The 14,917-nt window shown below is 41.4% G+C and carries 11 protein-coding genes and 3 pseudogenes; 13 read left to right on the top strand and 1 reads right to left on the bottom strand.

Features of this window, described 5'->3' with window-relative positions; all coding sequences use genetic code 11:
- Nucleotides 1–4: 4 nt before the first annotated feature.
- The 7 genes and pseudogenes from VXS03_RS20260 to flgJ all read left to right on the top strand — a co-directional run.
- Nucleotides 5–949, top strand: a pseudogene (locus tag VXS03_RS20260) (flagellar hook-basal body complex protein); the annotation flags it as partial.
- Nucleotides 950–1,774, top strand: a complete 825-nt coding sequence (locus VXS03_RS20255) for a flagellar hook-basal body complex protein (RefSeq protein WP_442957413.1) — start codon at nucleotides 950–952, stop codon at nucleotides 1,772–1,774.
- A 158-nt stretch (nucleotides 1,775–1,932) separates the two neighbouring features.
- Entirely contained in the window at nucleotides 1,933–2,682 is a 750-nt protein-coding gene (gene flgF / locus VXS03_RS02780) for a flagellar basal-body rod protein FlgF (protein ID WP_327761859.1), read from the top strand.
- A 19-nt stretch (nucleotides 2,683–2,701) separates the two neighbouring features.
- The gene (gene flgG / locus VXS03_RS02775) at nucleotides 2,702–3,490 is read left to right on the top strand and encodes a flagellar basal-body rod protein FlgG (protein ID WP_080157004.1); all 789 of its coding nucleotides are present in this window, start codon (nucleotides 2,702–2,704) and stop codon (nucleotides 3,488–3,490) included.
- Nucleotides 3,491–3,581: 91 nt separating this feature from the next.
- Nucleotides 3,582–4,304, top strand: coding sequence for a flagellar basal body L-ring protein FlgH (locus tag VXS03_RS02770; protein WP_327762034.1), 723 nt, complete (start codon nucleotides 3,582–3,584; stop codon nucleotides 4,302–4,304).
- Nucleotides 4,305–4,385: 81 nt separating this feature from the next.
- Nucleotides 4,386–5,477, top strand: coding sequence for a flagellar basal body P-ring protein FlgI (locus VXS03_RS02765; RefSeq protein ID WP_327761858.1), 1,092 nt, complete (start codon nucleotides 4,386–4,388; stop codon nucleotides 5,475–5,477).
- 17 nt (nucleotides 5,478–5,494) lie between these two features.
- Nucleotides 5,495–6,499, top strand: a complete 1,005-nt coding sequence (gene flgJ, locus VXS03_RS02760) for a flagellar assembly peptidoglycan hydrolase FlgJ (protein ID WP_327761857.1) — start codon at nucleotides 5,495–5,497, stop codon at nucleotides 6,497–6,499.
- 80 nt (nucleotides 6,500–6,579) lie between these two features.
- On the opposite strand, the gene VXS03_RS02755 is transcribed toward flgJ, so the two are convergent.
- Nucleotides 6,580–6,765: a flagellar hook protein gene (locus VXS03_RS02755; RefSeq protein ID WP_327761856.1), complete on the bottom strand. Its 186-nt coding sequence runs from the start codon at nucleotides 6,763–6,765 to the stop codon at nucleotides 6,580–6,582.
- A 219-nt stretch (nucleotides 6,766–6,984) separates the two neighbouring features.
- On the opposite strand from VXS03_RS02755, the gene flgK reads away from it, so the two are divergent.
- The 6 genes and pseudogenes from flgK (at nucleotide 6,985) to fliD (ending at nucleotide 14,915) form a co-directional block, all read left to right on the top strand.
- Nucleotides 6,985–8,952, top strand: coding sequence for a flagellar hook-associated protein FlgK (flgK, locus tag VXS03_RS02750; RefSeq protein ID WP_327761855.1), 1,968 nt, complete (start codon nucleotides 6,985–6,987; stop codon nucleotides 8,950–8,952).
- A gap of 12 nt (nucleotides 8,953–8,964) precedes the next feature.
- The gene (flgL, locus tag VXS03_RS02745) at nucleotides 8,965–10,221 is read left to right on the top strand and encodes a flagellar hook-associated protein FlgL (protein WP_327761854.1); all 1,257 of its coding nucleotides are present in this window, start codon (nucleotides 8,965–8,967) and stop codon (nucleotides 10,219–10,221) included.
- A 780-nt stretch (nucleotides 10,222–11,001) separates the two neighbouring features.
- Nucleotides 11,002–11,493, top strand: a pseudogene (locus tag VXS03_RS02740) (flagellin N-terminal helical domain-containing protein); the annotation flags it as partial.
- 1,161 nt (nucleotides 11,494–12,654) lie between these two features.
- A pseudogene (locus tag VXS03_RS02735) lies at nucleotides 12,655–12,921 on the top strand (flagellin); the annotation flags it as partial.
- A gap of 87 nt (nucleotides 12,922–13,008) precedes the next feature.
- Nucleotides 13,009–13,461 (top strand): flagellar protein FlaG, encoded by a 453-nt coding sequence (locus VXS03_RS02730; protein ID WP_327761853.1) that lies wholly within the window; start codon nucleotides 13,009–13,011, stop codon nucleotides 13,459–13,461.
- A gap of 11 nt (nucleotides 13,462–13,472) precedes the next feature.
- Nucleotides 13,473–14,915 (top strand): flagellar filament capping protein FliD, encoded by a 1,443-nt coding sequence (gene fliD, locus VXS03_RS02725; RefSeq protein ID WP_327761852.1) that lies wholly within the window; start codon nucleotides 13,473–13,475, stop codon nucleotides 14,913–14,915.
- Nucleotides 14,916–14,917 lie beyond the last annotated feature (2 nt).

The raw sequence follows: 14,917 nt of genomic DNA, 5'->3' as shown, positions 1-14,917 counted from the left end.
TACGATGAGCATGAATATCGCATTAAGTGGCTTGGGTGCTGCGCAAAAGGATTTAAATACCACCAGTAATAACATTGCTAACGCCAATACCTTTGGTTTTAAAGAGTCACGAGCAGAGTTTGGGGATGTGTATTCTAATTCCATCTTCTCAAACGCTAAAACCACGACGGGTGGCGGTGTGCAAACTTCAACCGTGGCACAACAGTTCCATGAAGGTTCAAGCATTTATACCAATAACCCGTTAGATTTACGGGTATCTGGTGCGGGTTTTTTTGCGGTGGCAAATAATAAAAATGAAGCGTCAAATAGTAATTTAACCCGTAATGGTGCGTTTCAATTAAATAACGAAAATGAATTAGTTAATGCGGAAGGAAAGTTTTTACTCGGCTATCCTGTTAACCAAGATTCAAACACTGTAGCTTCTTATGAAGCGAAATCATTGAAAATTGATGATGTTTTTGGACAGCCAACAAAATCAGGAACAATTAAAATATCACTGAATTTGCCTAATAAAGAAACTGCACCCAAAGCGCAACCCTTTGATTTTAAAAATCCTGATTCATTTAGCCGTTCTACATCTTCAACTGTTTATGACTCATTGGGTAAGCCATATAAAATGACAACTTATTATGTGGCAAAATATAACCCAGAAGCGGCAGCGGGTACCAATAAGCATGAAAATGAATGGGGTGTTTTTCAAACAATTACAAATAATAGTGGTGTAGAGTCACCAATTAATCCTGAAGTAGGATCTTTACCTGAAGGATATGAAGAGAAGGGCAAGTCGTATAGTGTGAATGGCATTAATCGAGAGCATATCGGTTATGTTATGAAGTTTGATTCAAATGGTCAATTATATACAGCAACGGATTCAGCATTAAAAATCAGTGTTGATAGTGCTGCAGAAACGGTTGCTGCTGTAAAAGTGGATGAAAATTCTAGTGCTCTTATGAATCAAGCGCATCTAAAAGTAAATACAGCAAGTCATCAGGTTTCTAGTAGTTTAAGTCAATTGGATGTGGCTAAATATCCTAATTCTGTGGTGATAAAAGATGAAATAGATAAGACGGTTGCTGCTGCTGATTCTGCAATTAAGGCCATGCAAATTATATTTGATGATCCTAAGTCAACCACTGAAACTAAAAGAGCAGCAATCCAAACTGCAAAAGATGCCTCTTTTTTAGTGTCTAATGCATCCCAAAAAGGCGTGTTATTGGTTGATAGTGCAAATGTTGATGGTAACCCTATTTATGCATCATCATCACCGATAAAAATACAATTAGAATCTTTTGCTAATGCACTTATTGATGTTGGTGGCGCTGATGCAACTCAAGCGTTAACTATGAACTATGATGAGCCAACCCAGTATGCTTCTGCATTTGAAGTGCGTAAATTTCAAGATATTGATGGTGCGACGACGGGGTATTTATCTAAAGTCGATATCGATCCTGATGGCAATATCATGGCATCTTACTCAAACGGTAAAGATTTAGTTGTAGGCCGTGTAGCGATGGCACGAGTTGCTAATGAGCAAGGGCTTACGCAACTGGGTGGTTCGCTGTGGAATGCTACCCAAGAGTCAGGTGAAGTAGTATGGGGGGATGCATCTCAAGGTTCATTTGGCGCTATAAAAAGTGGCACATTAGAGCAATCAAACATTGATATGACTCAAGAGCTGGTGGATTTGATCAGTGCCCAGCGTAACTTTCAAGCCAGTTCACGGGCATTGGATGTTAATAACCAGCTGCAACAAAATATTCTTCAGATCCGTTAATTTTAAATGCGTTAATTATTATTAATCGCTCGACGCCACCGTTATCGGTGGCGTTTTTATTTCTTTAGTTCTCAATTCTTAGCACTCGTTATTCTTTATTCACATCTTGGCGTAATTTTTGCTTTAAATCGGCTAATGCACAGAGGAGTGTCAAAAAAATGGATCGGGCGCTGTTTCTCGCTATGAGCGGGGCAAAACAAGATATGCAAGGCATGCGAGTCCATGCTAATAACCTTGCTAACGTTAGTACGACGGGGTTTCGTGCTGATTTACAGCAAGCGCGTAGTATGCAGGCTTTTGGTGAGGGAGTGCCGAGCCGTGTGTTTGCTATGGCTGAGCGTACTGGTAATGATTTTGCTCAAGGTTCGATGATCAATACTGGTCGCGATCTTGATGTTGCCGTACAAGGTGATGGATGGTTGACGGTTCAAGATGCGGGTGGCCAGGAAGGGTATACCCGTGCAGGCCATCTCAACGTTGATCAAATGGGCATGCTACAAAATAGCAATGGTCAGCTTGTTCTTGGACGCAACGATAGCCCTATTTTCATTCCTCTACCGATTAATAAAATTGAGATTAGTCAAGATGGTACGGTCTCAGTAATCCCTAAGGGAGCACCATCAGATGTGATGGTAACGGTTGATCGTATTAAGTTAGTCAAACCTGAAAATCGCAGTCTGTTTAAAGATACAGATGGTCTCTTTAAGATGATTGGTAATCGTGAGCCGTTAGATGCTGATGCTAGCGTCAGTTTAGCCAAAGGCATGCTTGAAGGCAGTAATGTCAATGCGGTAGCTGAAATGACCAATATGATCGATTTACAGCGTCACTTTGAAATGCAAGTGAAGTTAATGAAAACCGCTGAAGAAATGGATAAATCATCTTCTTCTCTGATGCGTATCAGCTAATAACTAAAGGACGATTATCATGCATCCAGCATTGTGGGTCAGTAAAACGGGTTTAGATGCCCAACAAACCAATATTTCAACTATTTCTAATAACTTAGCTAACGCATCAACCATAGGTTTTAAGAAAAGTCGCGCGGTTTTTGAAGATCTTTTTTATCAAAATATTAATCAGCCCGGCGGTAAATCAACCCAAGATACGACATCGCCAAGTGGCTTAATGTTGGGTGCTGGTTCAAAAGTAGTTGCGACTCAAAAAGTGTTTACTCAAGGTAATACGCAAACCACCAATAATGCCATGGATATGATGATCGAAGGCGATGGTTTTTTCCAAGTCTTACTGCCTGATGGCAATATTGGCTATACCCGTAATGGTCAATTTACGATTAACGATCAAGGTATTTTAGTCACTAGTGGTAGTGGTTACCCAGTTCAGCCTGAAATTGTGGTGCCTGATAATGCGGTGGGTATCACGGTCGGTACGGATGGTGAAGTCTCGGCGCGTATTCGTGATCAACAAGAAAATGAAGTGCTAGGGCAATTAACCACCACTGATTTTATTAATCCCGCAGGACTAGAGCCGATTGGACAGAATTTATTTTTACCTACAGGGGCCAGTGGTGATCCTCAAGAAGGTACACCAGGTTTAGAAGGTTTTGGCTCTATTCGTCAATCAATGCTTGAAACATCTAATGTCAATGTGACTGAAGAGCTAGTGAATATGATTGAAGCGCAACGGGTTTACGAAATGAACTCAAAAGTGATTTCAACCGTTGATCAAATGTTGAGTTACGTTAATCAGCAACTATAAGTTTATTCGCTAGGAAACTGCCGTGAAAGTACATTCAAATAAACATGGACGCTGGCTACTGATTGCACTTGTTTGTGGTTTAAGCGGTTGTATGTCAACGCCAGATAAAGTAGGCAGTGATATTGAAAAAGCCACTACTAATATTGATGCCGTTGAAGGTAAGCAACCTGAATCTAAGAGTTTGATTGAACGCTTACGTGCGCGAGATGATGCTCAAATGAACGATCCAGCGTGGAATCCCGTTCGACCTCAAGCTAAGCCCGAACATTATGCTACTGCAACTGGATCGCTATTTAATCAAGATCAAGCGCAAGATTTGTATGATGACACTAAGCCGCGTGGTATCGGTGATATTGTGACAATTTTGCTTGAAGAAAAAACCACCGCGAAGAAAAATGCCAGTTCAGATCTTGATAAGAAAACCGATCTTCACATGAAACCGATAGAGTTAGGAGGTAAACCTGTCACTCTGCATGATTACACCCTGTCTTATGCAATGGCAAATAATAATACCTTTGAAGGATCCACATCGGCAGATCAAAGTAACAGTATTAAAGGCTCTATTTCTGTTGAAGTTATTGATGTGTTGAGCAACGGAAATTTAGTCATTCGCGGTGAGAAATGGCTAATGCTCAATACTGGCGAAGAATATATTCGTGTAAGCGGCAATATTCGTCCGGATGATATAGACCAAGATAACACTATTGCTTCAACCCGTATTTCTAATGCGCGAATTCAATATTCAGGTACTGGCGATCGCCAAGATGTTCAGCAGCAAAATTGGTTATCCCGCTTTTTTAATGTTGCTTTTTAATAGAACTTTTTAATCTCATTATTCATCTCGCCTTTGCATAAGGTTGGTTGATTTATCGTTTAACTTGTCTCGGAGAGTTGTTTGAAAATTTCGACAATATGTTTACTGGCTGTCACTTTATTTGCTTCGACAGTACAGGCAGCACGCATTAAAGATGTTGCAGCAGTTGCTGGCGTACGGAGTAACCAATTGGTCGGTTATGGCTTAGTGGTGGGTTTACCTGGAACTGGCGAAACCACCCCTTTTACTGAGCAAACTTTTAATGCGATGTTGCAAAATTTTGGGATTCAATTACCTGTAGGTACTAAACCTAAAACCAAAAATGTCGCGGCAGTTGCGGTGAATGCCACTTTACCTGCGTTTACTAAACAAGGGCAGACCATTGATATTACCGTGTCTTCGATTGGTTCAGCGAAAAGTTTACGTGGTGGTACATTGCTACAAACGTTTCTAAAAGGCCTTGACGGTAAAATCTATGCGATTGCACAAGGCAGTTTAGTGGTGGGCGGTTTTAGTGCCGAGGGCGCAGACGGTTCTAAAGTTGTTGGTAATACGCCTACTGTTGGTCGAATCACGAATGGTGCAATGGTTGAGCAAGAAGTTTCAAACCCCTTTGGCCGTGGTGATTATTTAACTTTTAATTTATATGAGTCTGATTTTACCACTGCACAACGAATGTCCGATTCGATTAATCAATTTTTAGGACCACAAATGGCGTCAGCGGTCGATGCGACTTCGATTCGCGTGCGTGCTCCACGTGATGTTAGTCAGCGCGTTGCGTTCTTATCGACCGTGGAAAATTTAGAATTTGATCCTGCTGAAGGCTCCGCCAAAATCATTGTTAATTCACGTACTGGCACCATTGTTATCGGACAACATGTCAAATTACGTCCAGCGGCAATTACCCATGGTGGTATGACGGTATCAATTAAAGAGAATCCACAAGTGAGCCAACCTAATGCCTTTGCTGGTGGCGATACGGTTGTGGTGCCTAATTCTCAGATTACGGTTAATGAATCAGATGCACACATGTTCAAGTTTGAACCCGGAGTGACATTGGATGAATTAGTGCGAGCGGTCAATCAAGTTGGCGCGGCACCATCAGATTTGATGGCCATTTTACAAGCATTAAAACAAGCTGGTGCCATTGAAGGCCAGCTAATTATTATCTGATATTTAAGAGAGCCGTAATGAAACAAATAGAGCCCGGTTTTATTCATGATTTAAGTAGCCTTGATCGCCTACGGGCAGGTATTGGCGAGGATAAAAAAGGCTCTTTACGTGAAGCTGCTGTTCAATTTGAATCTATTTTTACGCAGATGTTATTTAAATCGATGCGTGAAGCCAATAGTGCATTTGAATCTGATTTAATGAGCAGTAATAACGGTAAATTTTATCAACAAATGCATGATGAGCAAATGTCATCACAGTTAAGTACCACTGGTAGTCTTGGGCTGGCAGATATGATTGTTAAACAGCTAGGAGGCGAGCTGCAAGATAATAGCCAGCATCAACCAACAACCGATTTATATCCACAACAACAGCCGCAGCCGTTCTTAATTCGTCCAATTAATACTGATGCGATTGCGTTGCCATTAGCAGAGTCATCTGCCAGTAAGCTGAATCCATCAGATAAGCAGCAGTCACACTCAACAACAATGACCACGGTTGTCGCTAAAACAAAGCCAACGATAACCACAGAGTTACCACTAAAACCAACTGAACCGACAAGTTTTGCCTCTGCAGAAGCATTTGTGAGTTATATGAAGCCTTATGCTCAGCGTGCAGCACGTGCGCTAGGTACTGATCCGTCATTATTGATAGCACAAGCAGCATTAGAAACTGGGTGGGGAAAGAAGGTGATTAATAATGCTCTGGGTTCAAGCAATAATTTATTTAATATTAAAGCTGATCCGCGTTGGCAGGGGCAAAAAGTTGCCACTAAGACATTAGAATTTCATGATGGTATTGCCGTACAAGAGCAAGCGGCGTTTCGATCTTATGATTCTTACCAACATAGCTTTGATGATTTTGTTAATTTCTTACAGCACAACCCGCGTTATTCAAAAGCATTAACGCACAGTAACCAGCCGCAGCAATTTATTCGTGAAATTCATCAGGCTGGGTATGCCACTGATCCGAATTACAGCAATAAGGTGTTAGCTGTCATGAAAAAAGTGCAGAGCTTATTGTGATACGTGGTTATTGTGATTAGGAATGGTAATCAAAGGGGATAACAATAGCAGAATGAATCGTTAATACCGTAATAAAAATATCACACCACAATATCAATTAGACTTGATACCATCTTGATCAGATCGTTACTTTCAAATAACGCTCCTTCCACTTCCTTATCAGACACTGGTTTTTTATCTTGCTTATCATCGTCGCTATCAGTGATTAATGGTACCACCACTTCTTTTATTGCGTAACCAATTAGTCCTGAAAGTAAAATATTCATTAACGATATCCTTTATTTTGAAGGCTGTTTTGCCATTGTTTTTGATGGTGTTTTATCTATATCGGCAGCAACGGCAAAAGTATAAGTAAATAAATACCAATTAACAGTATTTATTTAAACAATAACGTTAAAGATAGAATTTATTTAAAAGTGGTTCAGATCTTGCTTGTTGGCTGTAGCGTTATCGCACGATTGTTGCCGATAATGGTTTGAATTTTAGTGGGGAGCAAACAGGCGATGGCGTTAGATTTGATGCAAATTGGGGTGAGTGGCTTACGCACATCTCAAAAACAATTGGATGTGGCAAGTCATAATATTACCAACGTCAACACGCCAGGATATAGCCGCCAAGTTGTTGAACAAAAAGCCGATGATGCACAATGGAATGGTAATAGTTACTATGGTACTGGTGCTTATATTGATAATGTCAGTCGTGCTTATGATCAATTTGCTGCTCGCGAACTGACGCTTTCCACCACTCAACTAGAAGAAGCTAATGTTAAACAACAGCATTTAGCAATGTTGGATGATTTTACCTCTAAAAGTGCCGTTAATAGCGTTAACAGTATGAACGATTTTTATCATTCAGTGCGCTCTTTAGCCGATAATCCTAATGATCTGGGTAGTCGTCAAACGGTACTAGAACATGCTAATCAAGCGGTGGTTAACTTAAATAATTCCCATGAAACACTAACCAATATTCGTACTGATGTTAATCAACAATTGAGTGTCTCTTTAGATCGTGTTAATGCGTTAGGGCGAGAACTTGCCGCGGTCAATACCAGTTTGCAGCAACAATCTAGCAGCGATGGCAGTAATGATCTGTTTGATCAACAACGTACTCTGATTAATGAATTAGCCCAATATACGCAAGTGACCGTGTTGGCAGATAAAGGCAGTTTAGCCAATACAGTTATCATTGGTAGTGGTGATACCTTGGTGTCAGGTGTAAGTGCTTCACAACTTAAATTAGTCGATGGCGATCCGGATATTGCCAATAAACAAATCGCGTTAATTAATGGCAATAATAGTAAACCGATTAAAAGTGACACCATTGGTGGCAGCTTAGGTGCAATGTTGACTGTGCGTGATGATGTTATTGATAAGAGTTTGGATCAACTCGGACAAATGACGCTTGGCTTTGGGGCGCAAATGAATGATCTTCAACAACAAGGTGTTGATCTTAATGGTCAGCAAGGACAAGCGTTGTTCAATGACATTAATAGTCCGAATGCGATGTCGCAACGCGCACTTAAACCCTTTGGTAGTAGCAGTGATATTAGCGTTAAAATTGATGATATTAATCAACTTAAAATCGGTGATTATCAATTAATCAGTGATGCAACCAGTCATACACTGATTGATCAACAAGGTAATAAAACGGCCTTAACAGCCAATGCAAAAGGTAAATTTGAAGCGAAGGTTGATGGCTTAGAAATCACTATTAATAAACCACCTACGTTAATGGCTGGAGAAACTGAAACCACCATTATTCAACCTTTACGTCGTGGTGCGGCGGATATCTCTCTTGCTATGACAGATCCACGTGGGCTGGCGGGTCATCGTCAGTTAACCGCGATTGCCGCTGAATCCAATCTTGGCTCAGCAACTATTACCAAAGCGACTGTTGTGCCTGATAATGCAGCTGGGCGCTATCAATTACAGTTAAATGCCGCGGGCGATCAAGTTACCGTTACCGATTTAAAAACCAATACCAATGTTGAATTAGCAGATAAAAAATATTCAGCTGAAAATGGCGCCACCATTGCTTTTAAAACAGGCGCTACTTCGTCAACTCCCGTTATGAGCTTATCTGCTGGGGCACAAGCTAACGATAGCTTTGAGATTGAGCTTGGCACTCAAAATGCTCAAGGTGGTAACGGTAATTTCTTAGCGATGCAGCAAGTCCAACATCAAAAGACCATGGCTGACGGTAAATCAAGTGTGATTGATTTATTTGAAGGTTTAGCCACAGATATTGGCATGCTTAAAAAAAATGCCGATAAATTAACTGAAGTGAATCAGCTTGATTTTGATTCAGCCTCAGAGCGAGTGTCGAATTTATCAGGGGTTAACCTTGATGAAGAGGCCGCTAATTTAATGAAGTTTCAGCAATCATATATGGCGTCATCACGAATTATGTCGGTGGCGAAAGAAACCTTTGATACCTTAATGCGCGCAGTATAACGAGGAGTTGTCATGATCAATCGCGTCTCAACCGCCAGTCAGTACCAAAATCTGACCTCCAACTTAATGCGTAAGCAAGGCGAACTGAATCAAACTAACGGCCAACTATCTAGCGGCAAACGGGTCGAAACTGCAGGAGATGATCCGGTGTCATCGGTAACGATTCAAAACTACCGCCAGCAGTTAACTCAAATCGATCAATATAATAGTGCCATCACTCTTGCAAATAATCGTCTGCAAACCATGGAAACCGCGATAGCTGGCGTTGAAGATAACCTTGGCGCAACCAAGCAAAAAGTACTTGGTATGATTAATGGTGCGATGGCAAGTGATGACCGCACTGCATTTAAAGATGAATTAATTAGCTTGCGTGATGGCTTACTTGAACTAGCCAATAGCCGTGATGAAGCCGGTAACTATGTGTTTGCGGGCAATCAATCGGATACTAAGCCGTTTATGGAAGCCACTGATGGCAGCATGGATTATCATGGTGATAGCCAGTCGCGTTATGCTCAAATAGATAAATCAGTAAACGTAAAAACCAGTTTACCCGGCGATCAGCTATTTACTGATATACCTAATAGTTACGGTGATTTTCGACCTGTATTTAGCGATGGTGCTGGTGGCTTAACCGATGGTTCTAAACTGCATCTCCTTGCTGCCACTACCAGTGATTTTAGTTCAGCTGAAGCTATTGAAGTGAGTTTCAATGAAGTTGATATCGCAGCGGCAGATGGCACAGCAACCAAAGAGATGCAATATAACTTAACCGTTGGAGGTAAAGTTGTCGCTGCAAATCAAGCTTATGATTCAGAACAAGGCATTGTGTATAAAGATCCTGCAGCTGCCGATAGCGCCACCCTGAATTTAAAATTTGGTGATATCAGCAGTGGCGATAATATTAGCTTAGAGCCAGCCCAAACGATCAATATTTTTGATTCGATTCAGAGTGCGATTGATAACGCAGAGCGTCCAACCTCGTCGCCTGCGGCGGAAGCGAATTTACAACGAGTGATTGATGATCTCGATAGTGGTTTTGTGCATATGAACCAACAGCGCTCAGAAGTCGGCACCATTATGCAGCAGGTTGATCGCCAGTTAGAACAACATCTTGATTTTGAGTTAACCCTAAATCAAGCCCAAAGTGGCTTAGAAGATCTTGATTACAGCAAAGCAATCATGGATATGAACCAACAAATGATGGCGCTGCAAGCCTCGCAACAAGCGTTTGGGCAAACCAAGCAATTGTCATTGTTTAATTATATTTAGGGTTTTAGGGGAGAGAGGTAAGAGCAGGGACGAGTTTGCTAGGGGCGAGGAAGAGCAGAATATAGGTAAGAGCAGGGGTGAGTTTCGAGGAAGAGCAGAACAAAGAGTCCGTGGCAGCCCATTATGCGTCATCTCGGAAGTCGAGGGACGAGGCTATCCGTGATCTACTCAACGCGTGCTTGAGCCTTACTGTCGGCAATAATGGGGCTTGGCACTCACGTAGCCATTATGCGTCATCTCGGAAGTCGAGGGACGAGGCTATCCGTGATCTACTCAACGCGTACTTGAGCCTAACAGACGCCCGTGAATTCAATCAGTACAACCCTAATGACTCTACAACGCGTGGGGTGTAGATTCCCTATCTCGTTCGTAACCTCACTGTAGGGAATGACGGGATGGGGCTTGGCACTCACGTAGCCCATTATGCGTCATCTCGGAAGTCGAGGGACGAGGCTATCCGTGATCTACTCAACGCGTGCTTGAGCCTAACAGACGTTAGTGAATTTAATCATGACAACTCCAATGACTCTACAACGCGTGGGGAGTAGATTCCCTATCTCGTTCGTAACCTCACTGTAGGGAATGACGGGGTGGGGTTTGGCACTTGCTACTTGTTAACTATTCCCCCTATTTATCAATTGTTAAATTCATATACAAAAACCTAAAAATAATCCTAAAGCTTCGCCAAAAGGTGCCGTTAACTTTAGCACTAAGTTAATTAAATCTCTTTTTAACCCGGCACCACGTCTGGGAAAGATCATATCAAGGAGTGTCACCTTTATGGCTATTACAATTAATACTAACGTAACAGCAATGACTGCCCAGCGTAACCTAAACAGTGCAAGCAGCAGCGTTGCCGACAGCATGCAAAAACTATCATCTGGTCTGCGTATTAACTCTGCTAAAGACGATGCTGCCGGTATGCAAATTTCAAACCGTTTGACCAACCAAAGTAATGGTCTAAACGTTGCAATGCGTAACGCTAACGATGGCGTGTCAATGGCACAAACGGCTGAAGGTGCGATGTCAGAATCAACCACCATCATGGAGCGTATGCGTGAACTAGCTCTTCAATCTGCTAACGGTTCAAACTCAGACAAAGACCGTGACGCAATGCAGAAAGAGATGGGTGAACTGCAAAGTGAAATGAACCGTATCGCTGATACCACCAGTTTTGGTGGTCAGAACCTACTTGATGGTTCATTTGGTGAGAAATCATTCCAAATTGGTGCTAACTCAAATGAAACGCAAAGCCTAGGTTTGATGGATGTATCAGCTCACGCTATTGGTCGTGACTATAAAAATCTAAATGCTGGCCCTGCTGCGGTTGAATTACAAGGTGGCACATCAACCGGTGATGGTGCATTTTCATTAGGGATTAATGGTACGAATCATGATATTGCTATCACCAAAGATATGACGGCTGATGAACTTAAAAGTAAACTCAATAACATTGATGGTGTAAGTAATATAGGTGTTGATGCTACTGAACGTGAAATTACCGCAGCAACTGCTGGAAAAACAGCTGTTACTGGGTTAGGTGTTCAAGATGCTGTTAAGACTGATGCTGCAGTCAGTGGTCTTAATATTACTGGTGATGGTGAAGTAACATTTGAGATTGATGATAGTCTTGATGGTGATGGCACTGACATGAAATCTATTACATTAACAGCAGCAGATATTGCTGATGAAACAGAATTAGCAAAGAAATTGACTGGTTTTAGTAATGTCGAATTTACAACAGCTGTTGGTGGTAAGGCATTTGATATATCTCGTGCTGATGGTAAAGATGTTGCGATTAAAAGTAGTTTAGATGAAAAATCCGGCGCAGCTGCAGCCTCTATTGCTGTGGATTCTGGCACTGCAGCAGCAGTTACAACAACAGAGGTTATATCAAAAGCTATTGGGGGAAAAGAAGCAGAAACTATTTCACTTGATATCGCAGGTACTGAAGTGACTTTAAATAGTGCAGCACTTAAAGATAAAGATACATTAATGGCAGCAATAAATGATGCATTGATTGCTGATGGCAATACAAACATAACAGCCACAGCAGAGGATAATACTGGATTTTCATTAAGTTCTGCTGACGGTTCTGAGGTTGTAATGTCAGCAAATATTAATGGTTCAAGTACTGAGACAAAGATTTCACTTGCTGGTGTAAATGGAACTGGTACTAATCAAGAATTAGTTGGTGGTTCGGAGAAAACATCAGCATCGACAGTCACTACTGAAGGTAAAATGGCTGAAACTGAAACATCATTTACATTAAACTTTTCTGAAATGAAACTCGATAGTGATATTGAATCAATTAAGTATTCAACTAAATTACTTGATGGTACCGAAATGACTAGAGCAATGGATATAGGTATAGAGACTACAACAGAATCAGTAGCAAGCCTAGATCTATCAACTCAAGAAGGTGCTCAAAACGCGATTGACGTACTTGATTCAGCAATGGAGCAAGTCGACTCAAAGCGCGCGGAAATCGGTGCCTTCCAAAATCGTATGACTCACACCATGAGCAACTTGGCGAACATCAACGAAAACGTTAATGCGTCAAACAGCCGTATCAAAGATGTTGATTTCGCCTCTGAAACTATCAACATGACTAAAGGTCAGATCCTGCAACAAGCGGGTACTTCTATCCTTGCGCAAGCAAAACAAATTCCACAAGCGGCACTTAGTCTACTAGGCTAATCCGTTATTAAAGTCTTGCCCTGTTGATTCTATCAGCAGGGCATTATTGTATTTTAATCGCTAACAAATATGCTCAAGGAACTGGCTATGGCGATCACTTCTACTGCTGCTGCAACAGGACAATATACCGCGCTACCAACATCACTAAATAGTACGACTTCTGCGACGGTCAATACTGCCAATCAGTCTAAATCTGATCCAACTTATAGCGAGTTACAACCTAGCGGCAAGCCATTGCCTCTGATTAACGCGTTAACGGATGTTAATGATGTTAATCCCTCTCTTGATGACAATCCGCTTAATTCATTTACGCCTGATCCTATTGCAGAGCAAGAACGCATTAAGCAGATTGAACAAGTATTACAACAATGTAACCGCAGTTTACGTTTCCACCAAGATGAGGAAACAGGCAAGCAGATTGCCACCATTGTTGATAATAAAACTGGTGATGTGATTCGCCAAGTTCCGGCACAAGAATTGCTAGAGTTAAACAAAAATTTAGCCAAGCATGCTCTGGGCTCTATCAGTAAAACAGTGTAGAGGACATAACTATGGGGTTAAGTGCTGCCGGAATGGCATCTGGGCTAGATATTGCAGGCATGACGCAGCAATTAGTTGCCGCTGAACGTAAACCAAAATCGGATCGAATCACCAATCAGCAAAAGCAAGTTAATGTTTCCCTGAGTGCTTATGGTCAGGTCAAATCATCTGTCAGCGCAATGCAATCAATGCTAGAAAAGTTTGGCAAAGATGAAGCCTTTAATGGTCAAAAAGCCACGTCTGATAACAGTGATTATTTATCGATAAAAGCCACCGCTAAAGCCAAAAGCGGGGTGTATAACATTAACATTCAGCAAATGGCACAGTCACATAAATTGATGGGTAAAGAACTATTTAGCGCTGATCCTGAAGCCTCTCTTGGTAGCGGTGAAATGGTAATTAAGGTCGGTGATAAATCGATGACCTTAAATATCGGTGAAGACAATGATGATTTATCGTCAGTGGTTGATGCGATTAATAATGCTGAAGATAACCCCGGTGTTACCGCAACCTTAATCAATACTGGGGAAGAAGGCGGTTCAAAAATTGTATTTTCAACCAAAGAAACTGGTGAGAAAAATACCATTGAGATTGATACCTCTGCCATGACGGGGCAATTAGCATCACTTGCTTATAAAGACGGCATGGTGGACAGTAAAGTTGATGAGATGCAGGCAGCGCAAGATGCCAAAATCATGATCGATAACTTCACTACCGTTAGCAGCAGTAATAATACCTTTGAAGATGTGATTGAAGGGGTGACGTTAGATCTTAAAAAGCTCACTGGTACTTCAGGCTCAAGTAATCCTGAAACCGATGATATCGATGTTAAATCGGTAAAAATCACCATTGAAAGTGATGAGAAAAGCACTAAAGATTCACTGAAATCGTTTGTTGATAGTTATAACAGCTTAATGGGTACCATTGATAAGTTAACCGGATTTGATGCTGATAAAGAACCAGATGATCCCAATCGTGCAGGGGCATTGAACGGTGATAGCTTAACGCGTTCAGTGAGCACCCAAATGCGTAACTTACTCAATGAGCCGATTGATATTAATGGCAAGCTGTATCAAATGTCTGATTTTGGGATTTCGATTCAGCGTGATGGCACGTTAGAGCTTGAAGAAGACAGCGATAAGCTTGATGACATCATCAGCGAAAATTTTGCGGTTATCGGCCAATTTTTTGCTCAAGAAGATACGGGCTTTCTAGCTAAAGCCGATAAGCTGTTAGACAGTTTTACTGATAAAACCGATGGTTCATTGTCTGTTAAAGAAGACACGTTAAAAGAGCGCCAAAAATCATTAGACGATGATATGACAGAGCTTAATAAACGTATGGTCGCTTATGAAGATCGTACTTATAAACAGTTTTTAGCGATGGATGAAGCCATCGGGAAGATGAATAATCAACTCAGTAGTATGATGAGTTTGATGATGTCGTTTGATTAAGG

The sequence above is a fragment of the Photobacterium sp. S4TG1 genome, assembly GCF_036040035.1.
Lineage (GTDB): Bacteria > Pseudomonadota > Gammaproteobacteria > Enterobacterales > Vibrionaceae > Photobacterium.
The sequence above is the reverse complement of the archived record's forward strand: the minus strand, read 5'-3'. Positions and strand labels throughout refer to the sequence as shown.

Coding starts and splice junctions, on each gene's coding strand:
- flgG (WP_080157004.1), top strand. CDS start 2,702: ATGCATCCAGCATTGTGGGTCAGTAAAACGGGTTTAGATGCCCAACAA.
- flgF (WP_327761859.1), top strand. CDS start 1,933: ATGGATCGGGCGCTGTTTCTCGCTATGAGCGGGGCAAAACAAGATATG.
- flgL (WP_327761854.1), top strand. CDS start 8,965: ATGATCAATCGCGTCTCAACCGCCAGTCAGTACCAAAATCTGACCTCC.
- VXS03_RS02770 (WP_327762034.1), top strand. CDS start 3,582: ATGTCAACGCCAGATAAAGTAGGCAGTGATATTGAAAAAGCCACTACT.
- flgJ (WP_327761857.1), top strand. CDS start 5,495: ATGAAACAAATAGAGCCCGGTTTTATTCATGATTTAAGTAGCCTTGAT.
- VXS03_RS02730 (WP_327761853.1), top strand. CDS start 13,009: ATGGCGATCACTTCTACTGCTGCTGCAACAGGACAATATACCGCGCTA.
- VXS03_RS02755 (WP_327761856.1), bottom strand. CDS start 6,765: ATGAATATTTTACTTTCAGGACTAATTGGTTACGCAATAAAAGAAGTG.
- VXS03_RS20255 (WP_442957413.1), top strand. CDS start 950: ATGAATCAAGCGCATCTAAAAGTAAATACAGCAAGTCATCAGGTTTCT.
- fliD (WP_327761852.1), top strand. CDS start 13,473: ATGGGGTTAAGTGCTGCCGGAATGGCATCTGGGCTAGATATTGCAGGC.